General features: G+C 37.6%; 26 protein-coding genes and 1 tRNA gene. 16 read left to right on the top strand and 11 right to left on the bottom strand.

Translation table 11 applies throughout. The features are described from left to right. Positions 1–71: 71 nt before the first annotated feature. The 3 genes from topA to crcB all read left to right on the top strand — a co-directional run bounded on the left by topA (position 72) and on the right by crcB (position 3,965). A complete protein-coding gene (gene topA, locus F3G75_RS03245; RefSeq protein WP_188115387.1) occupies positions 72–2,189 on the top strand; it encodes a type I DNA topoisomerase in 2,118 nt (705 codons plus the stop codon). Between the two features lie 583 nt (positions 2,190–2,772). Further along, complete coding sequence (locus tag F3G75_RS03235) at positions 2,773–3,612, top strand: biotin synthase (protein ID WP_149716536.1); 840 nt, start codon at positions 2,773–2,775, stop codon at positions 3,610–3,612. Further along, positions 3,612–3,965 (top strand): fluoride efflux transporter CrcB, encoded by a 354-nt coding sequence (crcB, locus tag F3G75_RS03230; protein WP_149716535.1) that lies wholly within the window; start codon positions 3,612–3,614, stop codon positions 3,963–3,965. Before F3G75_RS03235 ends, crcB begins: the two co-directional genes overlap by 1 nt. Before the next feature lie 395 nt (positions 3,966–4,360). Here crcB and F3G75_RS03225 read toward each other — a convergent pair whose 3' ends face one another. Beyond that, positions 4,361–4,909 (bottom strand): hypothetical protein, encoded by a 549-nt coding sequence (locus tag F3G75_RS03225; RefSeq protein WP_188115380.1) that lies wholly within the window; start codon positions 4,907–4,909, stop codon positions 4,361–4,363. Positions 4,910–4,960: 51 nt separating this feature from the next. Here F3G75_RS03225 and F3G75_RS03220 point away from each other — a divergent pair, with 51 nt between their 5' ends. The 3 genes from F3G75_RS03220 to F3G75_RS03210 are packed head-to-tail and all read left to right on the top strand — an operon-like array spanning position 4,961 to position 8,207. Then, entirely contained in the window at positions 4,961–6,124 is a 1,164-nt protein-coding gene (locus F3G75_RS03220; protein WP_072595383.1) for a cation:proton antiporter, read from the top strand. Between the two features lie 2 nt (positions 6,125–6,126). Further along, positions 6,127–7,404 (top strand): citrate synthase, encoded by a 1,278-nt coding sequence (locus tag F3G75_RS03215; RefSeq protein ID WP_084109619.1) that lies wholly within the window; start codon positions 6,127–6,129, stop codon positions 7,402–7,404. Continuing rightward, positions 7,401–8,207, top strand: a complete 807-nt coding sequence (locus tag F3G75_RS03210; RefSeq protein ID WP_149716534.1) for a 3'(2'),5'-bisphosphate nucleotidase CysQ family protein — start codon at positions 7,401–7,403, stop codon at positions 8,205–8,207. The genes F3G75_RS03215 and F3G75_RS03210 overlap by 4 nt, the downstream gene beginning before the upstream one ends. Positions 8,208–8,210: 3 nt before the next feature. On the opposite strand, the gene F3G75_RS03205 is transcribed toward F3G75_RS03210, so the two are convergent. The 7 genes from F3G75_RS03205 to F3G75_RS03175 are packed head-to-tail and all read right to left on the bottom strand — an operon-like array spanning position 8,211 to position 13,779. Further along, entirely contained in the window at positions 8,211–9,767 is a 1,557-nt protein-coding gene (locus F3G75_RS03205) for a class I SAM-dependent methyltransferase (protein ID WP_149716533.1), read from the bottom strand. 8 nt (positions 9,768–9,775) lie between these two features. Next, positions 9,776–10,273 (bottom strand): redoxin family protein, encoded by a 498-nt coding sequence (locus tag F3G75_RS03200; protein ID WP_149716532.1) that lies wholly within the window; start codon positions 10,271–10,273, stop codon positions 9,776–9,778. Positions 10,274–10,320: 47 nt separating this feature from the next. Next, positions 10,321–10,998 (bottom strand): molybdate ABC transporter permease subunit, encoded by a 678-nt coding sequence (modB, locus tag F3G75_RS03195; protein ID WP_149707204.1) that lies wholly within the window; start codon positions 10,996–10,998, stop codon positions 10,321–10,323. Beyond that, positions 10,995–11,852 carry a sulfate/molybdate ABC transporter ATP-binding protein gene (locus tag F3G75_RS03190; protein ID WP_149716531.1) on the bottom strand — a complete coding sequence of 286 codons (858 nt, stop codon included), beginning with the start codon at positions 11,850–11,852 and terminating at the stop codon, positions 10,995–10,997. Before F3G75_RS03190 ends, modB begins: the two co-directional genes overlap by 4 nt. After that, on the bottom strand, positions 11,849–12,244 hold the full coding sequence (locus tag F3G75_RS03185) for a TOBE domain-containing protein (RefSeq protein ID WP_149716530.1): 396 nt from the start codon (positions 12,242–12,244) through the stop codon (positions 11,849–11,851). The genes F3G75_RS03190 and F3G75_RS03185 overlap by 4 nt, the downstream gene beginning before the upstream one ends. Then, complete coding sequence (modA, locus tag F3G75_RS03180) at positions 12,241–12,996, bottom strand: molybdate ABC transporter substrate-binding protein (RefSeq protein ID WP_149716529.1); 756 nt, start codon at positions 12,994–12,996, stop codon at positions 12,241–12,243. The genes F3G75_RS03185 and modA overlap by 4 nt, the downstream gene beginning before the upstream one ends. Beyond that, positions 12,997–13,779, bottom strand: coding sequence for a TOBE domain-containing protein (locus F3G75_RS03175; protein WP_149716528.1), 783 nt, complete (start codon positions 13,777–13,779; stop codon positions 12,997–12,999). It lies immediately after the preceding gene. Between the two features lie 164 nt (positions 13,780–13,943). Here F3G75_RS03175 and F3G75_RS03170 point away from each other — a divergent pair, with 164 nt between their 5' ends. The 3 genes from F3G75_RS03170 to F3G75_RS03160 are packed head-to-tail and all read left to right on the top strand — an operon-like array spanning position 13,944 to position 17,700. Further along, positions 13,944–14,654, top strand: a complete 711-nt coding sequence (locus tag F3G75_RS03170; protein WP_107696076.1) for an MlaA family lipoprotein — start codon at positions 13,944–13,946, stop codon at positions 14,652–14,654. 2 nt (positions 14,655–14,656) lie between these two features. Next, positions 14,657–15,259 carry a Tgt2/MlaC family protein gene (locus F3G75_RS03165; RefSeq protein ID WP_149716527.1) on the top strand — a complete coding sequence of 201 codons (603 nt, stop codon included), beginning with the start codon at positions 14,657–14,659 and terminating at the stop codon, positions 15,257–15,259. Further along, positions 15,259–17,700, top strand: a complete 2,442-nt coding sequence (locus F3G75_RS03160) for an efflux RND transporter permease subunit (RefSeq protein WP_149716526.1) — start codon at positions 15,259–15,261, stop codon at positions 17,698–17,700. The genes F3G75_RS03165 and F3G75_RS03160 overlap by 1 nt, the downstream gene beginning before the upstream one ends. Before the next feature lie 5 nt (positions 17,701–17,705). On the opposite strand, the gene F3G75_RS03155 is transcribed toward F3G75_RS03160, so the two are convergent. Further along, a complete protein-coding gene (locus tag F3G75_RS03155) occupies positions 17,706–18,281 on the bottom strand; it encodes a BON domain-containing protein (RefSeq protein ID WP_149716525.1) in 576 nt (191 codons plus the stop codon). Positions 18,282–18,357: 76 nt separating this feature from the next. Between F3G75_RS03155 and F3G75_RS03150 the strand changes: the two genes are divergently transcribed. Beyond that, positions 18,358–18,455, top strand: a tRNA-Sec gene (locus F3G75_RS03150). A gap of 6 nt (positions 18,456–18,461) precedes the next feature. On the opposite strand, the gene F3G75_RS03145 is transcribed toward F3G75_RS03150, so the two are convergent. Together F3G75_RS03145 and F3G75_RS03140 are read right to left on the bottom strand one after the other, a co-directional pair. Next, positions 18,462–19,121: a molybdate ABC transporter permease subunit gene (locus F3G75_RS03145; protein WP_149716524.1), complete on the bottom strand. Its 660-nt coding sequence runs from the start codon at positions 19,119–19,121 to the stop codon at positions 18,462–18,464. Positions 19,122–19,185: 64 nt separating this feature from the next. Next, positions 19,186–19,827, bottom strand: a complete 642-nt coding sequence (locus F3G75_RS03140) for a molybdate ABC transporter substrate-binding protein (protein WP_223154380.1) — start codon at positions 19,825–19,827, stop codon at positions 19,186–19,188. Between the two features lie 126 nt (positions 19,828–19,953). On the opposite strand from F3G75_RS03140, the gene F3G75_RS03135 reads away from it, so the two are divergent. The 6 genes from F3G75_RS03135 (at position 19,954) to F3G75_RS03110 (ending at position 24,033) form a co-directional block, all read left to right on the top strand. Then, positions 19,954–21,042, top strand: a complete 1,089-nt coding sequence (locus F3G75_RS03135; RefSeq protein WP_149716523.1) for a nicotinate phosphoribosyltransferase — start codon at positions 19,954–19,956, stop codon at positions 21,040–21,042. 29 nt (positions 21,043–21,071) lie between these two features. Continuing rightward, the gene (locus tag F3G75_RS03130; protein WP_223154428.1) at positions 21,072–21,548 is read left to right on the top strand and encodes a hypothetical protein; all 477 of its coding nucleotides are present in this window, start codon (positions 21,072–21,074) and stop codon (positions 21,546–21,548) included. A 112-nt stretch (positions 21,549–21,660) separates the two neighbouring features. Continuing rightward, entirely contained in the window at positions 21,661–22,476 is an 816-nt protein-coding gene (locus F3G75_RS03125; protein WP_410470369.1) for a menaquinone biosynthesis family protein, read from the top strand. After that, on the top strand, positions 22,473–22,742 hold the full coding sequence (gene fliQ / locus F3G75_RS03120; RefSeq protein WP_223154231.1) for a flagellar biosynthesis protein FliQ: 270 nt from the start codon (positions 22,473–22,475) through the stop codon (positions 22,740–22,742). The genes F3G75_RS03125 and fliQ overlap by 4 nt, the downstream gene beginning before the upstream one ends. Further along, complete coding sequence (locus F3G75_RS03115; protein ID WP_149716520.1) at positions 22,739–23,536, top strand: UDP-N-acetylmuramate dehydrogenase; 798 nt, start codon at positions 22,739–22,741, stop codon at positions 23,534–23,536. The genes fliQ and F3G75_RS03115 overlap by 4 nt, the downstream gene beginning before the upstream one ends. 8 nt (positions 23,537–23,544) lie before the next feature. Beyond that, on the top strand, positions 23,545–24,033 hold the full coding sequence (locus F3G75_RS03110) for an addiction module antitoxin (protein ID WP_149716519.1): 489 nt from the start codon (positions 23,545–23,547) through the stop codon (positions 24,031–24,033). The last annotated feature ends 60 nt before the right edge of the window (positions 24,034–24,093 follow it).

Raw genomic sequence — 24,093 nt, 5'->3', positions numbered from 1 at the left:
TGATTTTTTATGCCTTGATACTTTAAAAATTATTTTTGCTACAATTACGCCAAAAAAATTAAAGGCTATATATAATGAAAAGCTTAATCATCGTGGAATCTCCCGCAAAAGCAAAGACTATCAAAAATTTCTTAGATAAAAGCTACAACGTCATCGCCTCAAAGGGCCACATCAGAGACCTGCCAAAAACGAGCTTTGGCATCAAGATAGAAGATGATAAATTTACCCCAGAATACCGCGTCAGCAGCGATCACTCCGCCATCGTAAAAGAGATAAAAGAGCTTGCCAAAGCTGCAGATGAAATTTACCTCGCGACCGATGAGGATAGAGAGGGTGAGGCGATCGCGTTTCACATCGCAAATGCCATCGGCAAAGAGCCAACAAGCCTGCCTCGCATCGTATTTCACGAGATCACTAAAAGCGCCATACAAAACGCTCTAAAAAGCCCAAGACACGTCGATATGAACAGCGTCAATGCCCAGCAAACAAGGCGTTTGCTCGACCGCATCGTTGGCTACAAGCTAAGCCCACTTTTAAATTTAAAGATACAAAAAGGGCTAAGCGCTGGCCGTGTGCAAAGTGCAGCTCTAAAAATAATAGTCGACCGCGAGCGTGAGATACAGGCATTTAAGCCTGTCGAATACTACACGATCGATACATTTTTCAAAAAAGACTTGGACGCTGAACTAGTTAAATTTGAAAATCAAAAGATCGAAAAACTAACTATCCAAAATCCAGACCGCGCAAAATACATCATTGAAAATTTACAAAATGAGAAATTTAGCGTCCGTGAGATTGAGAGTAAAGATAGAAAGATACAGCCAAGCCCACCATTTATGACCTCAACTCTTCAGCAAAGTGCGAGCAACCGTCTTGGTTTTAGCCCTAAAAAAACGATGATGATCGCGCAAAGTCTCTATGAGGGCGTGCAAACAAACGATGGCTTCATGGGTGCGATCACCTATATGAGAACGGATAGCTTAAATTTAGCCAAAGAGGCTGTCGCGGCCGCTAGGGAGCATATATTGCAAAACTACGGTAAAGAGTATCTGCCAGCCAAAGCGATAAGCTACACGACAAGCTCAAAAGGCGCGCAAGAAGCCCACGAAGCGATCCGTCCTACAAATTTAAACTTCACACCGCAAATCGCGGCTAAATTTTTAGAAAAAGACGCACTCAAACTCTACACGCTCATCTACAATAGATTTTTAGCATGTCAAATGAGCGCATGTGTGAGCCAAACGCAAAACGTCTATGTCGCGAGCAAAAAAGGCGAGTTTAAGATAAGTGGCAGAAAGGTGCTATTTGACGGCTTTTACAAGGTTTATGGCGAGCTTGATAAGGATAAAATTTTGCCAAATTTAAAAAAGGGCGACGAGATGAGTTTGCAAAGCATAAAAAGCACGCAAAACTTCACCGAGCCACCAGCCAGGTACTCTGAGGCTGGCCTTGTTAAAAAGCTAGAAAGCCTAGGCATCGGTCGCCCAAGCACCTACGCACCGACCATCTCGCTGCTAACATCAAGAGACTACGTAAGGATCGAGAAAAAGCAGCTCATACCAAACGAGATCGCATTTAGCATGATAGGCGTTTTGGAGGAGCACTTTAGCAACATCGTCGATAGCGAATTTACATCACATCTTGAAGAAAAGCTCGATGAGATAGCGCTTGACAAGGCTGACTGGCAAAAGGTGCTAAGCGACTTTTACTATCCATTTATGGAGAAAATAAGCGCTGGCAAAACTGGCATAAAAAGCCTAAAAACAGCCACTCCGATCGGCGAGAAGTGCCCAGAGTGCGGAAGCGAGCTAGTGCTTAGAAAGGGCAGATACGGCGAATTTATCGCTTGTTCAAATTTCCCAAAATGCAAATATTCAAGAAATGTCGCAAAAGATAGCGAAAAGAGTACCGAGCTGGGTGTGACAACGGCAGCCAAGCCAAAACGCGAGCTTAAAAAGCTTGACGTGCCATGTCCAAAATGCGGCGGCGAGATCGTCGAGAGATTTAGTAGGCGCGGTAAATTTTATGGTTGTGCCAACTATCCAAAGTGCGACTTCATTTCAAGCTATGAGCCAGTAGCTCAAAAGTGTGACGAGTGTGGCAGAGGTATGATCAAAAAAGAGCTTAAAAAAGGCACATTTATAGAGTGCACAAAATGTAAGAAAAAGACCCTTATCTCTGAAAACTAAAAATTTCTAGCCAAATCTGAGCCCTTGAGCCTAAATTTGGCTTTTATAAATTTGGACTTTAAATGCCTGAAACCATTGTAGAAGTTAGCCAGTACAAAGGGTAAAAGAGCCTCGTCATAAACTGCACTCAGTTAGAGGGCAGCTTCACATCGTAGTATCCACCTTTTGGACTTTTTGGCGAGCTTAGCGCTTTACCAAATTTAAAAACAGATCTTTTAAAAGAGAGAGCGGAAATTTATAAAAGAAAGTAATGTCATAAAATTTAAGCTTTTCGCATAGCTTTTAATAAATTTATATCTTGGAGAAATTTTAAAATTTATAGATATACGAACACATGCAGTGCAAAATCGCTATCACATGCACTTCTAACGTGCGAAGGATTTAGAGGATAGGGGGATAAGGGGACGGCTCTTTGCTTCGCTAGCTCGCAGCTGCAAGCAGACCGTAACTCAAGCCCATTTATCTCCCTTTGAATAAAAATAAATTTATACATTTCATCAAACTATTTTTGCAAATTTATAAACCATCCTACTTAAATTTTAAACCTATCAAAGCTATAATACGCCCCAAAAAAGGATGAAAAATGAAAACAATTATGCTCTGTGCGATATGCTCAGTCACTCAAGGAAACTGCGCCGAGGACTGCGCTTACTGCACACAAAGTGCCAAAGCTGGTGCCGATATCTCAAAATTTAAAGAAAAAAGTGTGCAGCAGGTGGTGGATGAGGCAAAAATGGCTTATAAAAACCACGCTCTTGGCTTTTGTTTAGTCACAAGTGGTGCTAGGCTGAATGACAAAAAGACCGACTACATCGCATCTTTAGCAAGAGCCGTGAGCAAAGAAGTACCAAATTTGATGCTCATCGCATGTAACGGCATGGCAACTTACGAGCAGCTTATCGAGCTTAAAAAGGCTGGCGTTTTTAGCTACAACCACAACCTTGAAACAAGCCGAGAATTTTTCCCAAAAATTTGTAAAACTCACACTTGGGACGAGAGATATCAGACAAATTTAGATGCAAAAAGAGCTGGGCTTATGCTTTGCACCGGTGGTATTTACGGCGTTGGTGAGAGTGAGGCTGACAGAGTGAGCTTTAGAGCTAGTCTAAAAGAGCTTGAGCCGTTTTCATCACCAATAAATTTTTTCATTAAAAATGAAGCATTGAGTCTTGATCTGCCTCCTCTTAGTGCGGATGAAGCCCTAAAAATAGTGCGCGACACCAAAAGCGCCCTACCAGAAACTAGAGTCATGATAGCTGGTGGTAGAGAGAAAATTTTAGGCGATAGACAATACGAGATCTTTGAAAATGGCGCCGATGCGATCGTGATAGGCGACTACCTCACCGCAAAAGGCGAGAAAGCTAGCAAGGATATCGATGAGCTTACAAAGCGCGGTTTTGGCTTCGCAAGTATCTGCCACTAATGCTCGTAAATTTGCTTTTTGCAGGACTTGGAGGCTTTATCGGAGCTGGTTTTAGGTTTTTGGCTGGCGAGCTCCTAAAATTTAGTCACTTTCCGCTCGCAACACTTGGCGTAAATGTGCTTGGCAGCTTCATTATCGGCGTTTTGTTTTGTCTAAATTTAAGCCAAAGCGTGAGGGTGTTCTTGATCATTGGCATACTTGGCGGATTTACGACATTTTCAAGCTTTAGCCTTGATAGTGTGAAATTTTTACTGGAAGGCGAACTGATAAAAGGCTTTTTAAATATCTTTTTAAACCTTGTCCTTTGTCTGTTTGCAAGCTATCTTGGAATTTTGCTTGGCAAGAGCCTATAAGAGCAAGTAATAAAATAGCCTTATTTGTAAATTTAAAACTTTACTCACTTGCCCTAGCAGACTACTAGATTTGGGCTTCACTTCGTTTAGCACTAAATTTAGAGCCGTGATATGCTCGCTCATAAATTTTAATTTTTTAGAGCTTCTTTAGAACAAACCTGATGCGGCACGATAGTCCTATTTCGTGCACTTTGAGCGTGTTAAGGGATTGGGGGATATAAAGTGGGATAAGGGGGCGACTTACGCAATTCAAGCCCCTTTGTCCCCCTTTAAGTAAAAATTTCATCAATCTATGTGCAAATTTTAAATTTCATTCACTCACAAGAATTGGCTACTAAAATTTGATGAAATTTAACAAAACCACATGCAGTGCAAAACATGCCACATCCACCTTTCTACCTAGCTTCTACCTTTGGCATCTGAAGCATAAAATTTTTAGCTTCACTTAAAAGTACAGGCTTAAGCCCATCTACCAGAGTTTTTGGATCATAAATTCTCTCATATGAAAGTATTAAGACTCCATCATTTCTAAGTAAAAAGTGGATTATTTCTATATTTTTACTACTTATCTCATCTTTTATGAGAGCTAAAATTTGATCATTTTCTTCACTATAAAGCACCTCTTTAGCCTCTTTTATCTTTCTTTTTAGCTCAGTAAGCATACTTTCACTTTTTATATTTTTGTCAAATTTTACTCTAAAGCCTACGAAATGCTCATCAAAATTTTCATTTTTTAAAAAGTAAAAACTCTCATCTTTGGCTGTATTTTTCTTATAAAAAACGCTTCCATCAAATTTAAAACTTTGAACCAAATTTAGCTCGTCTGTAAAGCCAAAAATTCCAAAAAACATCAAGACAAAAAATAGAAATTTACGCATAAATTTGCACTCCAAATTTTTAGAAATTTGTCGCCATTTTGCCCAAAGATCGCTTAGCTTAATCAAAAAATAACAAAGCTTTTTATACAATCAAACATTTTTATTTTAAGGATCTTTTTGCAGTTACATCAAGCTAGCGAGCTTAGTATTCTTGTCGTTTTGGCATTTATCGTCTTTGCTTCGCCTTATATTTCTAAAATTTTACGCATTCCTGTCGCTCCTGCTGAGATAATACTTGGAGCACTAGCTAGCTACATCGGACTTGTCGGCGAAAATGAGATGTTTAAGCTAATTAGCGAAGTTGGCTTTTTCTTTTTGATGTTTCTAGCTGGCATGGAGATCGATCTTAGAATGCTTATAAATATTGACCGCAAAATTTTACGTCTGGGGCTTATCTATCTTGCGCTCATTTACTCGCTAGCAACTGCACTTACATTTAGTTTTGATCTTAGTTTGCTTTATATTATCATTATACCGATAATGGCCGTTGGCATGATATTTACGCTGTTTAAAGAGTATGGTAGAGATGTAAAATGGCTAAATTTAAGCATGCTTATTGCAACTATTGGTGAGCTTATAAGCATTACACTTTTGACATTTATAGCAGCCTATTTGCAGTTTGGAGCTAGTATAAATTTATGGCTAACGATTGGCTATTTGATCTTATTTTTGGCCATCAGCGTACTTAGCTTTAAAATTTTAGATGTGCTTTTTTGGTGGTATCCGGGGCTTAAAGTGATCCTTATGCCACACTACGACAAGGACGAAAAAGATATTAGGCTAAGCATTGCAGTATTTTTTTCGATGATTGCACTTATGCTTTATTTAAATTTAGAGGTCGCCTTTGGCGCGTTTATCGCGGGTATGTTTATAGCGACATTTTTTGATCATAAAAAAGACTTACCGCACAAGCTTTCAAGTTTTGGATTTGGTTTTTTGGTACCGATATTTTTTATACACATAGGCTCAACCTTCAAGCTCTCAAGCCTAAGCTCAAATGAAGTGATAAAAGATGCTATTTTTATATTTTGTGCGATGCTTGCCACAAGGCTTTTTTCAAGTGTATTATTTGTAGGAAAATTAGGCTTTAAGGGGATATTTTTGTTTTCTCTCTCACAATCCATGCCACTAACTCTTCTAGTAGCAGTTGCTACTATCGCACACAGATCAGGTGAGATAAGTGACTATTCTTACTCATCTTTTATCCTAGCAAGCCTAGCTCAAGCTATAATAGGGACAATAATTATAAAATTTCTAATGCAATCAAGAAGTAAGGAGTAAAAATGTCATCAAATACAGCTACGCTAACTGATAACAGAACCGGCAAGAGTTACGAGTTTCCTATACTAAAAGGCACTATGGGGCCTGATGTGATAGACATCTCGACATTTTTTAGTGATACTGGAATGTTTACTTTTGATAGAGGCTATACTTCAACTGCGATGTGTCGCTCGGCGATAACTTATATAGACGGCTTAAAAGGCGAGCTAATGTATAGAGGTTATGATATCGCGTATTTGGCCGAAAATAAGACATTTTTAGACGTGGCATATTTACTCTTAAACAAAGAGCTTCCAACAAATGATCAGTATATAAATTTTAAAACCGAGCTTAAAAAAAGAAGCTTTATACATGAAGGCATGATGAAGCTATTTGACGCATTTCCAGACAAGGCGCACCCTATGGCGATCTTGCAAGCAGCGGTCTCAGCCCTAAGTGCCTTTTACTCAGATCATCTAAATATGGATAAACCTGAAGAGTATCACGAGATGGCTATGCGTATAATCGCTAAAATTCCAACGATCGCGGCCTTTAGCTACCGCTACTCACGCGGTCTTCCTATCATATATCCAAATTTAGATCGTGGCTTTACTGAAAATTTCCTTTATATGATGAGAGGCTATCCGTACGAGCACGTCGATCTTAAGCCAATCGAGATAAAAGCACTTGACACGGTCTTTATGCTGCACGCAGATCACGAGCAAAACGCTTCAACAACGACCGTTAGAACCGTTGGCTCAACGCACGCTCACCCATACGCATGTATAAGTGCAGGTATTGGAGCACTTTGGGGCTGGGCTCATGGCGGCGCAAACGAGGGCGTTATACGTCAGCTTGAAGAGATAGGCTCGGTAGCAAACGTTGATAGATACATAGCAAGAGCAAAGGACAAGAACGATCCATTTAGGCTAATGGGCTTTGGCCACAGGGTCTATAAAAACTTCGATCCTCGCGCAAAAGTGCTTAAGAAGATGAGAGATCAGCTTATGGATGAGATAGGCATCAATTCAGAGCTTATCAAGATCGCCAACCGCATTGAGGAGATCGCGCTAAATGATGACTACTTTGTTAGCAGAAATTTATATCCAAACGTTGATTTTCACTCAGGGCTCATCCTAAAGGCACTTGGCATACCAAATAATATGTTTGCCGTCATCTTCGTCATCGGCAGGACTCCAGGCTGGATCAGTCAGTGGATCGAGCTAAAAGAGCAAGATACGATAAAGATCGTCCGCCCAAGACAGCTTTATGTTGGAGAGACAAACAGAACACCAAAATGAGTGAGCTTCTAAATTTAGCTAAAAAAGCAGCCGTTAATGCTGGAGCGCAAATAATGAAATTTTACTCTGCAGATAATACGGCTCTTAAAGTCTGCCTAAAAGATGACAGCTCACCACTAACTAGCGCTGATCTAGCTGCAAATGAAGTGATACTAAAAGAGCTAAGCAAGAGCGGGATAAAAATTTGCTCCGAAGAGAGCATCTTGCAAGAAAGCGACAAAGATGAGTTTTGGCTCGTAGATCCACTTGATGGCACTAAAGAATTTCTAGCTAGAAACGGCGAATTTTGCGTTTGCATAGCGCTTATAAAAAAAGCTAGACCGGTGCTTGGCGTGATATTTATCCCGGTTAGCAAAGAGCTTTTTTATGCTGATGAAAATGGCGCTTTTAAAGAAATTTTAGATGACAATGATGAAATCATAAAGAGAGTTGATCTAAACAAAAAAGATAAAAATTTAGACAATCTAATCTTTTCAAGCAGAAGAGGCGATGCCAAGGAGATAGAACTTATAGGGCAGAGCTTAAATTTTGAGCAAAGGTGCATCGGTTCAGCCATAAAATTTTGCCGTTTGGTTGAATTTGGCGGAGCTTATTTGAGATTTGCCCCAAGCTACCTTTGGGACAATGCAGCAGGAGAAGCGCTCGTAAATTTTTGTGGTGGAAAAGTATTTGACGCTAATAGCAGCAAAGAGATGAGCTACGAGCTTGCTAATTTAAAAAGCCCATTTTTCATAGCTCTCTCAAAAAACACACTAAATCTAAAAGATAAAATCACACAACTATATAAACAAAGTAAAACTTAAACCTTAAATTTCTTCTAGTAGATAAAGCAGACTAGCTATTTTTGCTGTGCCTAGTACGTAGCTCATTATGTTTGCTACGACTTTATCTTTTTTAAGCACTTTGCCATTTATGTCAAATATATCTTCGTTGTTCTCTTTGATAAATTTTAAGGTTTTTGCTGCGACATCTTCTAAGCTATTTTTACCATCAAGTAATAAAAGTATGTAATAATCGATATTGTTAAGCTTCCTTGAGATACTAAATTTATTAGCAAAAACAATATCGGCATTATTTTTATGATTTAAAAAATATCTGACATAATTTACTAAATTTTGACTAAGCCTTGAGTAGCCGGGCTTATACTCGATATTTTTTTGCTCATCTTTTAAAATCATTGCATCAGACGAGTTTGTTAAAATTCTTACAAAAGCGCTATAAACCATGAGCTTATCTTCTGGCAAAATTTCTAAAATCTGAGAAAGGTTTATGCTAGCTGGATACATCTTATAAAAGACCTCGCAAAGCCATGATATATCTTGTGGCATAGCACCATAACTATCTTGCCACTGGTTATCTTTCTTTATAAAATCTGCCACAACGTGAATTTTATTAATATCGCTTGGGCCTATTTGTTTATTGGCTATGCTCTCATAAGTCTTGCTATGGACTATTAGGCTTTGTCTAAATACTTTGTTGCTAATCATATCCATGAATTGCTCTAGATCGATTCTGTCCTTAAACTTGTTATTTTTGTATTCATCTACTACGGCTGTGCCAACATCTGGGGTAAAAATATCATCAAGCGTATATTCACAAAGATAAGTAAGATCATTTTTAGCGAGCATGGCATTAAAATCTTTAAAATAAAACGGATCATTTGTATATTCTAAAAACTCATGAGCTATGTAAAAGTCATCTTTTGAGAGCACATGTTCTGTTACAAAAAGAAGCATCTTAAGGGGTATTTTTCCCTCATAAATTTCTTCATTTCTTGTTAGTAAATATTCTTTATAGACTAAAAGTGCTTCTTTGGCTGCTTTTAACCTCTCTTGCATGCTCTCTTTATCTTTTGCGGCAAGTAGCATTATATCTCTTACGATATCTTTTACTTTCCAGCCAGGATAAACATTATAAGAGATAAACGCCACGCCATTTGCACTTAAATTCTCTCTTACGACTTTCAATATAGCTTCTTTTACAAAGTCAGGCACCCAGCTAAAAACGCCATGAGCGATAATGTAGTCAAATTTCTCATCACTTTTAAATTCGCAAATGTCACCATGTATAAGCTCTAAATTTGTAAGCCCCATTTCTTTAACGATCTCTTGCCCTCGCCTTATCTGCTCGCCGCTAAGATCTATGCCAACTACTTTTGCATTTTTGTTATTTACTGCAAATGGGATCAAATTTCCGCCAAAGCTACATCCTATCTCTAAAACTCTTGCATTTTCGCATGGCGGTGGAGTTATGCCAAGAATTGTCGCACAAGCTTCAAGCCTATATGGCGATGATTGGGCAAAGGCTATTGATTTATAAGTTAGCTCATCATAAGACTTCTCAATTTTGCTATTTTGGCTCATTTTAGCTCCTAGTAGTCTTTTTCTTTGATTTTTTCTAGCATATTTTTAGCATCATTCTCAGGATCATCCACTATATATGCGCGCCTTATCTTGCCATCTTTTATGATGAGTGTTTGTCTAAAGTAAAATTTATGGCCATTTGATGCAGAAAAAACCGGAAGTTCAAGTGCTCTCTCAAGCATAAACTCACTATCATTTAAAAACATAACTCCAGCTGAAGTCTCTTCTTGAAATTTCTTTTGAGCTGCGATATCTTGGGAGCCAATAGCCACTACCATGAAACCAAGATCGTTAAAATCTTTTAAAAATTTCTTGTAGTTTATTGCTTGTTTGGTGCAGCCCTTCATACCTGCAGTATTTTGCAATTGCTCGCTTAAAAGACCAAAGTCCTCGCCTATCTTTGGATAGATGAAAATAACGCAGTCGTGTGTCCTTACAAAGGCGGAAAAATCAAATTCCTTACCGTCTAAGGTATTTAAATATATACTTGTAGGCACTTTTATCATACTTTATCCTTTAAAATTTTTACTATTATATCTTTATAAGCTTTGTCTTAAGCTTTTTTAGAATTTAAAAGATAAACTACGAAAAGGACAAAAAAGCTAATTATTAACATCAAAAGTGCATAGACATGAGCCTTGGTGTAATCAAGCATTTCAACTGCTTCAAATATCGCAATACTTGCAACCTTGCTCTCTCCAGCTACACTACCGCCTATCATTAAAACAACACCAAACTCGCCCATAGTGTGAGCAAAGCTAACGACAGTAGCTGTTAATAAATTTGATCTGATGCTTGGCAAAATTACTCTAAAAATAGTCGTGAGCTTATTTTTACCAAGACTATAGCTCGCTTCAAAAAGGCTCTTTTTTAGGCTATTTAGCCCGGCATAAATCGGACCAAACATAAATGGCAATGAATAGATACAACTTGCCACAACAAGACCTGTGAAGTTAAAAACAAGCCTAACTCCAAAAATTTCCTCGATAAATTTACCAAAGGCCGAATATGGCGAAAGAAAAATGAGTAGATAAAAGCCAAGAACACTTGGCGGCAAAACCAAAGGCAGTGAGATTACCGACTCTAAAAACGACTTGCCAAAAAATTTCTTTTGAGACATAAAATAGGCAAGTGCGATGCAGACAAAAAATAAAATAAAAGTTGTTATGAAAGATAATTTTAGTGATAGCCAAAATGGCTCGTAATCGATACTTTTTAACTCGTCTATCATGCTTTTTCCAAATTTACACTAAATGCTTTTGTGCTAACTACTACCATATCGCCTGCTTTTAAATTGATTGCTTCGCTGCTACTTAGCACCACTTCACAAATTTGGCGGTTTATTAATACATTTGCCACGTAAATAGCATCACGTTTTTTTATCTCTAAAATTTTAGCGTTAAAGGCAAATTTCTGTGATCCTGCACTCTTTAAAAATATCTCACTTGCACTACCTGATCTTGAAATTTTTCCACTTTCAAGGACAAAGACTTTATTGCAAAGCTTATAAATTTCAGCGATATCATGGCTTACTAAAATAATGCTCATCTTAAACTCATCATGAAGTGCTAGTAAATAGTCTTGAAGTTTCTCACGCATGGCGTTATCAAGCGCACTTAACGGCTCATCAAGCAGTAAAATTTCAGGCTTTCTCATAACCGCACGAGCTAAAGCAACACGTTGTTTTTGGCCGCCAGAAAGAGTGCTAATTTTTGCATTTTTTAGGCTGGTTAGACCGCAGATATCAAGAAGTTTATTTGCTAGAGCTAGATCATTTTTTGCAAAGAGTAAATTTTTAAAGACATTCATATTTTCAAAAAGTGCGTAGTCTTGAAATAAAAAGCCGATATTTCGCTTTTGTGGAGCTAAATTTCTCTTTTCATCAAAGAAGATTTTATCCCCAACTCTTATAAAGCCACTTTGTGGTGCTTCAAAACCAGCGATCAAGCGTAAAATGGTGGTCTTTCCGCCACCGCTTGCTCCATAAAGTGCGACAAAATCGCCACTTTCAAAGCTAAGATCAGCCTCAAGTAAAAATTTTCCGCCACCGCCATTTAGCTCTTTTTTACAAGAAATTTCTATCATTTTTGTGTACTTATGTGAATGCTTGTAGATTTTATATAGGCAAAGACTTCATCGTTTTCACCTACGTTCATGGTTTTTAATGCGTGATTTGAGATAATAGCTTCAAAGTAAATTTCGCCACACTTTAAGCTAATAACACTTAAAATTTCACCAAAATTTATAGCTTCAATCACGCACTTTAGCTCGTTTTCAAGCGAGCTAGCGTCAAGTTTGTCTTTTGCCAAGATAACATCGGAGCTTTTAAAACCTAAGTCAATCTCATCATTTAAGGCGAATTTGCTAGCCTCATTCAAGACTAGCATAAATAAATTTGCCTCTAAATTTAGACCCTTTAGCTCAAATAAGCTAACGTCATCTTTAGTTAAAATCCCAACGATCTTTGCTCTTATCATTTAGCTGGAACGTTGTAACCAAATTTCTTGAAAATTTCTCTTGATTTATCACCTAAGATAAACTCATAAAATGCTTTTGCATCATCATTTTTTTCAGCATGTTTTAGAAGAACTATGCCTTGATCGATCGGAGTGTATAGCTCTTGTGGAACAAGGATGTAATTAACGCCCTCTTTGTATTTTGCCATTTTCTCATCAAAAAGTGCACTAGCTGCGATAAAGCCTACATCAGAAGCACTTAATGCTTGAGATAGAGTTTCAGAAATTTTTTGAGCATAGACGATATTTTTTTCTACTTCGTCATAAAGTTTTGCATTTTTAAGAGCCTCTATACTAGCTTTGCCGTATGGTGCAGTTTGTGGATTTGCGATAGAGATCGCTTTTAGGCCACGAACAACTTCGATACCTTTTTTGAAATCAACATTTCTAATAGAAAAAAGAGCAATAGCACCTTGTGCATAAACTTTTGGAGCAGCTACTGCAAATCCTGTGTCATAAGCTTTTTGAGCAAAGCCCATATCAGCAGCCATGAATATATCGGCCGGAGCTGAGTTTTGTATCTGAGTAACAAGACCGCCACTTGCACCGAGTGTTAAATTGATCTTGGCATTTGGATGAAGCTTATTAAACTCTTTTATAAGCTCTGGAAATGCGTATGTTGTGTTTGCTGCAGCATATACATTTACTTCTGAGCCAAATGCGTTTATGGCAAGTAAAGCTGCCACACATAAAAATTTAAAAACTTTTCTCATTTATACTCCTATAATGATTTGAGATGATTTTACTATCGCTAAAAGTGTATCGCCAACACCTATTTTCATCTGGATAGCACTATCTTTTGTGATGATGGCAGTTAAAGTCTGCTCATCGCTTAGTTTTAAAGTGATTTCGGCATTTACAGCACCTATCTTTGCTTCGATCACTTCGCCTTTTAATTGATTTTTTGTGCTTATTTTTATATCTAGATCCTTAGTCAAAATAACAGCTGGAGCTTTAAAAATATAAATAACTTTTTGTCCAACTTTTAGGCCTAAATTTTTCTCACTTTCAACCGTGATGTTTGACTCAAGCGTGCAGCCATTACTTAGTTTTGCAATTATTTGAGAATTTACCGCCCCGCGGTTTATGCCAATAATCTCACATGAGAGCTGATTTCTAGCACTTAAGTTCATATTCATTCTTTGAAGATTTATAATATCTACATCCTCAAAATCTACTTTTTGACAAATTTTTTGCAAAAAGTCTTTTTGGGTCTCAAGAATGGCATCATAAATTTTTATCAGTTTATTGGCATACTCACTTAGTTCAGAGCCACTATTTTTTTTATTTCCATCAGCTCTAATAATAAGCGGCTTACTACTTTTGTTATTTATCGTATCAAGGCAGTCCCAAGCATTTTTATATGATATACCAACCAATTCTGCTGCTTTTGTGATACTTTTTGTCTCTTTTATGGCCTTTAATAATGTAATATGTTTAGCTAAAACCTGTGTATCTTCGCCTAAAAATAGTTCTAAATTTATATCTGCTTTCAAAATTTTACCTTTACTATATTAGAGAATAATTTGTGAAGTATATCTAATTATATTAATCCTTAAGCTTAAAGATTTAAGCCAATTTATAAATTTCTCTTAATTTCTTGTAAAGTTTTTAAAAGATAAAATCAAGCTACATTTTATAAATAAAAATAAGGCTTAGTATGAAATTTTTGCTTTCTATCTTTTTTAGTTTGCTTTTAGCCTGTGCTAATACGGACATAAATGCAAATAGCGAAAGTGATGAATTTGATGTTGAATTTGAAGCAAGAAAAGATGTTTTTGACCCACTTAGTGGCTACAATAGAATGATGACACATGCAAATGACTTTATCTATGTAAATATGCTAACTCCGGTGGCAAAAGGCTATGCCTATGTTGTGCCAAAAACAGCTAGAACAATGGTTTCAAATTTCTTTGATAATCTGCTTTTCCCAGTTCGCTTTGTAAACAACTTACTTCAGTTTAAATTTCAAAATGCTGGTGAAGAGACATTAAGATTTTTAGCAAATACGATAATAGGCTTTGGCGGACTAACAGACGGAGCAAAATACTACAATCTCAAAGCTCACGATGAAGATTTTGGACAAACGCTTGGATATTGGGGGCTTGGCGGTGGTTTTCATATCGTTTGGCCACTTATTGGACCATCAAATTTAAGAGATACTGGTGGCATGGTCGGAGATTATTTTGCTGATCCTATTAGCTACGTTGATCCTATACTTTTATCCACTGGTATCAAGTCATATAGAGCGTTTAATAGCTTTTCACAAGATCCAACTGCTTATGAAAAACTAAGAAAAGATGCTATTGATCTTTATCCATTTTTACGCGATGCTTACGAGCAAAGACGCGATAAGCTTATCAAGGAGTAAATATGAAAATTTTAAAAATTCTAACTATGATTCTACTTTTTACAACTAGCCTTTTTGCTATTTCAAAAGAGCAGATCAAGCCTGAAGTAGAGATGAAAACAACAAAGGTTATTGAAATTTTAAAAGATACAAATTTAGACAATAATGCAAAGACAAAAGAAATTTTTGCTCTTCTTGATCCATTTTTTGACTATAAACAAATGGCAAAGATAAGCCTTGGCAAACGTTACAACAGCCTAAGCAGCGATGAGCAAGCCAAATTTGACGCAGCATTTGAGCAAAAATTGAAAAGCTCATACATAGATAAACTTTTAGGGTATAAAGATCAAGAGATACATATAACTGGCGAGAGTGAACCTCAAAAAAATAGATACTGGCTCACATCTGAGCTTCTAAATGACGGCAAAAACTATGAATTTGTCTATAAATTTTACGATGCAAAAGAGCGTGGCTGGCTCATTTACGACCTTGATATCGTTGGTGTGAGCATCATTCAAACATACAGAAGTCAGTTTGGTGATGTGCTAAATAATGCTGATTTCAATACTCTTTTACAAAAGCTAAATGAAGCTGTTTTGCCTGATCAAAATAAAACCAACCCTTAATGCGACAAATTTTTAAATTTATCATTGCTAAAAACAAGCTTATTATTGCTCTAATTTTAGCTTTAAGCGTAGTTTTTAGCTATCTTAGTACCAAGCTTAGCGTCGATGCATCAGCTGAAACGCTACTGCTTGAGCATGACCCTGACTTAAAAGCTTATAGAGAGATAGCCAAACGCTACGACTCACCTGGATTTTTAGTGGTTGCTTTTACTCCAAAAGATGATCTTTTTTCACCTAAAAATTTGGAACTTATCAAAAATTTAGGCGATGAACTAGCTAAAAACGATATGGTAAATAGCGTCATCTCTATAATAAATATTCCGCTTTTAAATAGTGTAAAAGGCGGGATTACTGGTATCTTAGATCATACTCCAACGCTGCAAGATAAAGATATAAATATTTCAAAAGCAAAGCTTGAGTTTGCCAAAAGTCAGATTTACAGCGGAAATTTGATAAGCAAAGATCTAAAAACTACAGCGATTGCTCTAAATTTAAAACAAGATGAGAAATTTAATGAACTTGTAAATGAGCGAAATTTATTTAGTCAAAAAGAGTCAAACGGCACTATCACACAAGCTGAGCGACTTAAGCTAGAGGCTCTTGCCTATGAGTTTAAAGCCTACCGAGATGAGCTTAGAAAGAGCGATCACGAAAACCTTGAGGCTATAAAAGCAACCATAGCTAAATTTAACGCAAATGACGAGCTATTCTTAGGCGGCGCAAATATGATCGCTGATGATATGATAGGTTTTATAAAAGGCGATCTTTTGATCTATGGCCTAAGCGTTCTTGCGCTTCTTAGCTTTAGTTTATGGTTATTTTTTAGACAGTTAAGATGGATTATTTTACCGATGTTTATCTGCGCGGTAAGTGCCATTTTTACGACCGGAATTTTTGGCATGTTTGGCTGGGAAGTTACGGTTATTAGCTCAAACTACATCGCTTTGCAGCTTATTATCACTATTTCAACAGTGATTCATCTTGTTGTTAGCTACCGAGAATTTTACGCAAAACATCCAAAATACAGCCAAAATCAGCTCATCTACCTGACGCTACGTGATAAATTTTCTCCATCTTTTTGGGCGATATTTACAACAGTTATTGGCTTTAGCTCACTCATGAGTGCCGATATAAAACCAGTTATCATGCTTGGCGTTATGATGAGCGCTGGTATTAGCGTTTCGCTTGTGCTTGCATTTTTGCTATTTGGTGCAATCAATGTAAATTTAAAAAAGCTTGCCCCTGTTAGAACATTTGAAAATAGCTTTAAATTTACAAGACACTGTGCAAATTTGGCACTAAGCTCAAGAAAGCTTATCTACACAGTTTGTGTGTTGGTGGTTGCGTTTGGAGTTTATGGTATAAGTAAGATAAAGGTTGAAAATAGCTTTATTGGCTATTTTAAAGAGAGTACTGAAATTCGCAAAGGCATGCAAGTTATCGATACTAAGCTTGGCGGTACTATACCAGTTGACGTGATAGTAAAATTTAAAGAGCAAAAAGAAGATAAAAATGCCGAACAAGATGAGTTTGAAAACGAATTTGAAAGCAGCGCAAAAGATGCGAAATACTGGTTTAATAGCTATCACACAAGGGTTGCTGAGAAAATTCATGACTATTTAAAAGAGCAAAAATTCGTTGGACACGTAAGCTCGCTAGCAACTCTGATCAAAGCCATAAAAGAGCTAAACAACGGTGCTAGCGATGACTTTTTACTTGCCGCTATGTACGAGAAACTTCCGCAAGAGTATAGAAGTATCTTACTAAGTCCTTATGTGAGTATCGAAAATGATGAGCTTAGATTTAGTCTAAGAGTCGTTGATAGCGATGAAAAACTTAGAAGAAATGAGTTTTTAAAAGAGCTAAGAGCTGGACTTGATGAGCTGGGCAAAAATGATAATGTTAGTATTGAAGTGGCTGGCATGATGGTGCTTTATAATAATATGCTTCAAAATTTACTTAGCTCACAGGTCGATACCTTTGGGCTAACTGTTGCTATACTTTTTGTCATATTTTGCTTCGTTTTTAGAAGTATCAAACTAGCAATCATTGCAATAGTTTCAAATTTAATCCCGCTTTGCACGCTCTTTGGCGTGATGGGATTTTTTGGTATTCCGCTTGATGTGATGAGTATCACAATCGCGGCTATTAGTATTGGTATCGGTGTTGATGATATTATCCATTACATCCACCGTTTTAAAGAAGAGTTGCTCACAAAAAGCGTTTTTGAGAGCATTAAAGCTGCTCATGCTAGTATCGGATATGCGATGTATTACACTTCATTTACCATCTTTCTTGGCTTTAGTGTGATGGTAACAAGCAACTTTATTCCAACTATTTATTTTGGTTTTCTAACTGATCTGGTTATGATTTTTATGTTGCTTGGTGCGCTTATTATTCTGCCAAGCCTCATTGCAAGCTTTCTAAAAAAGAGTAAATAGAAATTTTATTTTATAACTTTCATAAATGAGTAGACATCGGCTACGCCATTAATATGTTTAGCATACCAAATGGCGTGCTTTTCTTGCTCTATACTATCGACCACACCACTAAAAACAACATCGCAACCAACGATACTAACACGTACGTTTGTTCCTTCGACTATACTATCTTTGAAAAGGTTTTGTTTTAAATTTGCAAGAATTTTTAGACTATCGCATGGATATTCTGGCTTTTTTATGCGAAGATAGGTGTAAATTTCTCGTACACCATCTGTATTTTTGGCTAGTTCTACTAGCTTACCTTCAAGCTCTTTGCTATCAACCAGCCCTATAAGGTAGACATCGCCGTAAAAACACTCGATCTCAATATCTAGATTGCTAAGACCTTTTGAAAATAATATTTTACTTTGTATTTTGCTTTGGATAAATTTGTCGCGAGTGATAGAGTAAATACCACGTTTGTCACGCGAAATAGAGTATGCATCATATACATTTAGTGGTGCAGTTACTGGAGAAAGAACCGAGGAACAAGCGCAAAAAAATAAAACCGAAAATGTGAAAATGCCTAATTTTAAAATCATAGATCCTTTTTGTAATTAAAAAAAGTTTATAGAAAATGGGCTAAAATTTATATAAATCTGCTAGAATAACGTGCACGGAGGATAAAGTAATCTGGTGATGCTCACGGGCTTCAAACCCGATGACTGGGCGGTTGACCGTCTGGTGGGGAGTTCGATTCTCTCATCCTCTCGCCACTCACTTTAAATTTTACCTTTATCAAGCAAATTTATAATCCCAAATAAAATAAAGCTTAATACAACCAAAACAAGGCTTAAAACTAGTGCTTCATCGCTTTTACCATCGTATACGGCATTATAAATGGCAAGCGAGATAGTGTCGGTTTTTCCTATTATATTTCCGCCAAGTATAAGTGTTATGCCAACCTCGCCAAGCCCACGCGAGATCGCTAAAATAAAAGCCGCTGCTACGCTTTTTGCAACACATGGAAAAAGCATAAAAATAGCTGTTTGAAATTTATCTTTTCCAAGGCTGTATGCTGCTTCACTTAGGCTCTTTGAAAGTGAGCCAAGAGCAGAAGCGACAGGCTTTACAAATAGCGGCAGCGAGGCTATAAAAGCAGCTAACACAAGAGCCTTAAAACTAAAAATAATTTCCAAATTTAAAGCCTTACCGACGATGCCATTTTTGCCAAGCAGATAAAGCAGTAAAAATCCAGTCGCAATAGGTGGAAAGATGAGAGGAAAAGTTACGATCATCTCCAAAATGGCTCTAAGTTTACCTTTATAAAAGGCCAAAAGATAGGCTAAAGCTAGCCCAAAAACGACGAGCAAAGCCCCTTGACACAAAATAACTTTTATGCTTAAAACCAGAGGATCAAACACCCATGCGAGCTCTTGCAAGCTTAGCCTTATCTTATGCCAAATTTAGTGTAAATTTCTTTTGATCTCTCACTTTTTAGCTCATTTAAAAATTTCTCACAATCAGCCTTTTATCGCATCCTTCAAGCTTCGCAGCTACAATATTTGCTGGAGCGTAAAGCGATTTGTCTATCAAGACAAAACTACCAAATTCATCTTTGTGTGCATTTAGTTCAGTTTGGTTGATGAATCCAGCATCAACTTCGCCGTTTAATATATATGTAACGACCTGTGGCACACCAGCAACTGCTAAAATTTTATCCTTTAGCTCGCTGCTTAAATTTGCTTTTTGCATAAATTCATTCGCTCTTTTGCCATAAACTGTCTTTACAGCATCTGGCATAGCGATATTGGAAAGTGCTTTTAGCTCATCAACTTTTTCTATTTTCACGCCCTTTTTAGTAGCTAATACCAAGGCGCCTGAGCCTAAATTTACATACTCGACGATCTTTAGATCAGACTTTTTCAAAAAGTCTTCATCACCCACGATCACGTCAGTTTTGCCCTCTTTTGCCTGAGCCATGATAGCTGTGATGTTTGCAAAAGAAGTGTCGATATTTACACCATCTTTTTTGAGGTTTTGTGCGACTGCTTCGACTATCTTTTTATATCCGCCACCCACACTAACTAGCAAATTTTCATTGCCAAATGTAAAAATTGCAACCATTAAAAGTAGGAACTTTTTCATATTTTTCCTTTAAAAGTAAAATTTCAAGATTTTATAAAATATACTCTTATATACATTCTTAAAATATATTTTTATAATTTTCACTTTTCTACCAAAATGCTATAATCACGATAAAAAAGGACAGACATGAACGAACTTGAGCTAAAGATGCAAGGCAAGATAGATAGGCTAACAGACAAGACCTTTAAGCTAGATCCAAGGATCGGCGAGGGCTATTTTACTGCGAAATATTTTCTAAAAGTAAATGAGATAATTAAGCAAAACCTACCAGATCAGCACGTGACGATGCAGTTCTTTCAAAGGCGTGATGATATCGTGCTTTGCGGTATCGACGAGGTTTTAGCTATTATCAATAAATTTGCCAAAAACCCAAGCGAGCTTGAAATTTACGCACTTGATGATGGCGATATCATAAATGCAAACGAGCCAGTTTTAAAGATAAGCGGCAAGTATGAAAATTTTGGCTTTTTAGAAAATGTGATCGACGCGACGCTTACTAGAAGAAGCTGTGTAGCGACAAACTCAAGAGATGTGATAAGAGCGGCAAATGGCAAGGACGTTTTCAGCATGGCAGACAGGCAAGATGACATCTGCACGCAACCAGGCGACGGCTATGCATCATTTGTAGGCGGCATCAAAAAGGTCGCCACAGATGCTCAAGGCGAGCTTACTGGGCTAAAAGGTGGTGGCACCATGCCTCATGCGCTTATTCAAATGTGCGGTGGAGATATAGTAAAAGCCTCAGAAATTTATGCTAAAACCTTTGAAAATGAGAAGATCACGGCATTGGTGGACTATAACAACGACGTGATCACAGATGCATTAAAGGCTGCAAACGCATTAAAAGAGAGGCTTGGCGCGGTTAGAGTGGATACTAGTAAAAATTTGATAGATAAATATTTTGATAATAAGGATACTAGCGGGTTTGACCCACACGGTGTTTGCAAGGAACTTATATTTGCTCTAAGAGAGGCGCTTGATAAAGCTGGTTTTAAATACGTTAAAATCGTCGTTAGCTCAGGCTTTAGCCCTAAAATTATAAAAGAATTTGAAGCTTATAATACGCCAGTTGATACTTATGGCGTGGGAAGCTATCTTGTTAAAAATGACATTTGTGGCTTTACTGGCGATTTAGTCGAGCTAAACGGTAAAGATGAGGCTAAATTTGGTAGGAAAAATTTTGCTTCAGATAGGCTAAAGAGAGTGAAATTTTAAGAGAAAAGATGAAATTTATAAAAATTTTAATGTTTCTGTCACTTTTGCTGACTGCTTGCACTGCCGCAAACTACGCTAATGCCTTTGAAAAAGTGGGCATCCTTGAAGACGGAGTTTATCGTTTTAGCAAAAATGGACTCGGAGCGAACAAAGATCTGCTTGTAAAGGTGATATCTGTGCAAAACGCGGACAGCTCCCGCAAGAAGATCATCTCCATGCTAAATATCCCTAAAAATTCTAAAATTACGGACTTTAAAACAAGCGACGCTGGTGTGATAGTCTGGCCATTTTACGAGTTTGAGGGCAAATTTATAACGACAATAATCGTTGAAAATATAAAAAAAGAAGATAGCGATCAAAAGTTACTTAAGATGCTTGAACTTAAGCATCCGTTTTACTCGACGATCCTCGTACGAAGAAAAGGTGCTAAAGACGCCATAGACGTGAAATACGTGCTAAATTTCAAAGAGGCAAAGCTGGTAAAATCGTTTCAAAGCCGCCCTTAAAACTTTATTTTAAATAAATTTCATTAAAATGGCGTAATCAAAAAAAGGATCATCTTTGCATAATCTAAAAACTATAAATGTCGCCCACTCGCCTGATGCTGATGATATTTTCATGTATGCCGCGGTCAAATTTGGCTGGGTTAGCAGTAAAAATTTAGCCTTCACATCAAAGGCGCTTGATATAGAAACGCTAAACGAAGAGGCGCTAAAAGGCACTTATGAGGCAACAGCGATCAGCTTTGCTTTGTATCCAAAAATTTGCGACGAGTATGCACTTTTACGCTGCGCAGTGAGCTTTGGCAAAGGATATGGCCCAAAGCTTATCAAGCTAAAAGGCAAGCAGCTAAAGCGAAATTTTAAGGTCGCACTCTCTGGTAAAAATACGACAAACGCCCTGCTCTTTCGCATAGCCTACCCAGAGGCAAGGATCGTTTATAAAAATTTCTTAGAGATCGAAAATGCCGTGCTTAGCGGCGAAGTCGATGCTGGCGTGCTTATACATGAAAGTATCTTAAATTTCTCAGACCAGCTCTGCGTAGAGCGCGAAATTTGGGATATCTGGAGCGAGCTAAACGGCGAAAATTTACCGCTTCCACTTGGCGGCATGGCGCTTAGACGAAGTCTGCCGATAACTGATGCAATCGAGTGCGAGAGAGTGCTTAGCGAGGCCGTTAGGATCGCCACTTCGCACAAGCCATTTTTATCTCACATGCTAATGGAGCGAAACCTCATCAGAGTTGGCAAAGATGAGCTTAAAACGTATCTAAATTTATACGCAAATGACGAGTCAATAAGCATGAACGAAACGCAGCTAAAAGCGCTAAATAAGCTCTATCAAATAGGCTATGACAAAGGCTTTTTCGAAAAGCCAATCGACGTAAACGACTATTTAATTCCAACTGAATACAACGAAGTAAGGTTTAGCTGATGCAAAGTACGCTTGTCTCGCTTGGAGTTGAAACCTTTAAGATCGCCCTTTACATCAGCCTTCCGATGCTGCTAAGCGGCCTAATCGCAGGTCTTATCATCTCCATTTTTCAAGCGACCACGCAGATAAACGAAACTACGCTAAGCTTCGTGCCAAAAATTTTACTAGTCGTCGTTGTCATCATATTTTTGATGCCTTGGATGATCTCGATGATGGTTGAATTTACCACTCGCATGCTTGATTTTATACCGGAATTTATCCAGTGACGAGGCTTGTTGATTTTTCTAAATTTACCTCAGTTAGGATAGGCGGCGTGCATGAAATTTTTGAGGTAAATAGCCTTGAAGACCTAAACTCACCTCACTTTTTAGGCGCTGTGATGATAGGCGGAGGCAACAACCTTCTTATCTCGCCAAATCCCCCAAAAATGGCGATACTTGGCAAGAGCTTTGACTATATAAATTTAGAATGCTTCGGCGATAAAATTTGCCTTGAGATAGGAGCTGCGACAAAATCTGCCAAAATTTATAACTTCTGCAAACAAAACAATATCGCGAACCTTGAGTTTTTAAAAAATATCCCAGGCACACTTGGCGGACTTATCAAGATGAACGCTGGGCTGCTTAAATTTAGCATAAGCGACAACCTCACGCATGTGCGTATGGCTCGTGGCTGGGTGAGCAAGGATGAGATAAACTTTAGCTACCGCCACAGCGGCATAGATGAGGTCATTTTGGGGGCTAAATTTAAGCTTCAAAGTGGCTTTGATGCGAGCATTTCTGAAGCTATAAGCGCAAAAAGGGCAAATCAACCAAAAGGAGCTAGCTTTGGTAGCTGCTTTGTAAATCCTGATGGTCACTTTGCAGGGGCGTTGCTCGAGGCGGTTGGGCTAAAAGGATACGCTATCGGCGGAGCGAAATTTAGCGAGGAGCACGCAAATTTTTTGATAAATTTTAACCACGCAAGCTTTGAGGATGCCACTAGCCTTATAAATTTGGCAAAGGTTAGGGTTTTAGAGAAATTTAGCGTAGAGCTTAAGACTGAAGTTTGCATTTTATAAGGATGATGATGAGTGAGTTTTTGAGCGAAGTTTTTACCCTTTCACTTTTGTTTATAGCTATTGGTCTTTACGCCGTTTATAGGGCTAAAAAGGCACAAAGCGAGCATGAGAAAAATGTGGCTAGTTATGATAAAAATCTACTAAATTTTGCCAAAATTTTAGGTGTAAAAGATCACATCGACCTAGTTAAATTTGATGAAATTTTGGCTGAGGCCTTAAAAGAAAAACTAATTTTTAAATTTAATAAATCTACCTCGCAAGAGGAATTTATCTCTTTTATAAAAGATGAAAATTTCAAAACTAAACCCCAAATTTCACAAAATAGTATCGATGAAGCTTTTTTAAACCTTTGCGCAAGCTCGCTCGTAGAGCCGCTAAATCTTGCGATACTAAAAAACGAAGATCAAATTTATGGATTTTTGTTTGAAAAAGAGCAGCTTTTTGCTCTTATTGATAGCGCTGCACTGCTTGGCGAAAATATTATAATTTGCGAGTAAATCAAGTAAAATTCATCTCTTTTTAGATAAAATCAAGCCAAATTTCAACTATAAGGTAAA

It is taken from the genome of Campylobacter concisus (genome assembly GCF_902460705.1).
GTDB lineage: Bacteria > Campylobacterota > Campylobacteria > Campylobacterales > Campylobacteraceae > Campylobacter_A > Campylobacter_A concisus_Z.
The sequence above is the reverse complement of the archived record's forward strand: the minus strand, read 5'-3'. Positions and strand labels throughout refer to the sequence as shown.

Bases quoted from the DNA above. Each gene is read 5' to 3' on its own strand.
- F3G75_RS03235 (WP_149716536.1), top strand. From the start codon at position 2,773: ATGAAAACAATTATGCTCTGTGCGATATGCTCAGTCACTCAAGGAAAC.
- crcB (WP_149716535.1), top strand. From the start codon at position 3,612: ATGCTCGTAAATTTGCTTTTTGCAGGACTTGGAGGCTTTATCGGAGCT.
- F3G75_RS03215 (WP_084109619.1), top strand. From the start codon at position 6,127: ATGTCATCAAATACAGCTACGCTAACTGATAACAGAACCGGCAAGAGT.
- F3G75_RS03210 (WP_149716534.1), top strand. From the start codon at position 7,401: ATGAGTGAGCTTCTAAATTTAGCTAAAAAAGCAGCCGTTAATGCTGGA.
- F3G75_RS03205 (WP_149716533.1), bottom strand. From the start codon at position 9,767: ATGAGCCAAAATAGCAAAATTGAGAAGTCTTATGATGAGCTAACTTAT.
- F3G75_RS03200 (WP_149716532.1), bottom strand. From the start codon at position 10,273: ATGATAAAAGTGCCTACAAGTATATATTTAAATACCTTAGACGGTAAG.
- modB (WP_149707204.1), bottom strand. From the start codon at position 10,998: ATGATAGACGAGTTAAAAAGTATCGATTACGAGCCATTTTGGCTATCA.
- F3G75_RS03190 (WP_149716531.1), bottom strand. From the start codon at position 11,852: ATGATAGAAATTTCTTGTAAAAAAGAGCTAAATGGCGGTGGCGGAAAA.
- F3G75_RS03185 (WP_149716530.1), bottom strand. From the start codon at position 12,244: ATGATAAGAGCAAAGATCGTTGGGATTTTAACTAAAGATGACGTTAGC.
- modA (WP_149716529.1), bottom strand. From the start codon at position 12,996: ATGAGAAAAGTTTTTAAATTTTTATGTGTGGCAGCTTTACTTGCCATA.
- F3G75_RS03170 (WP_107696076.1), top strand. From the start codon at position 13,944: ATGAAATTTTTGCTTTCTATCTTTTTTAGTTTGCTTTTAGCCTGTGCT.
- F3G75_RS03165 (WP_149716527.1), top strand. From the start codon at position 14,657: ATGAAAATTTTAAAAATTCTAACTATGATTCTACTTTTTACAACTAGC.
- F3G75_RS03160 (WP_149716526.1), top strand. From the start codon at position 15,259: ATGCGACAAATTTTTAAATTTATCATTGCTAAAAACAAGCTTATTATT.
- F3G75_RS03155 (WP_149716525.1), bottom strand. From the start codon at position 18,281: ATGATTTTAAAATTAGGCATTTTCACATTTTCGGTTTTATTTTTTTGC.
- F3G75_RS03140 (WP_223154380.1), bottom strand. From the start codon at position 19,827: ATGAAAAAGTTCCTACTTTTAATGGTTGCAATTTTTACATTTGGCAAT.
- F3G75_RS03135 (WP_149716523.1), top strand. From the start codon at position 19,954: ATGAACGAACTTGAGCTAAAGATGCAAGGCAAGATAGATAGGCTAACA.
- F3G75_RS03130 (WP_223154428.1), top strand. From the start codon at position 21,072: ATGTTTCTGTCACTTTTGCTGACTGCTTGCACTGCCGCAAACTACGCT.
- F3G75_RS03125 (WP_410470369.1), top strand. From the start codon at position 21,661: ATGTATGCCGCGGTCAAATTTGGCTGGGTTAGCAGTAAAAATTTAGCC.
- F3G75_RS03110 (WP_149716519.1), top strand. From the start codon at position 23,545: ATGAGTGAGTTTTTGAGCGAAGTTTTTACCCTTTCACTTTTGTTTATA.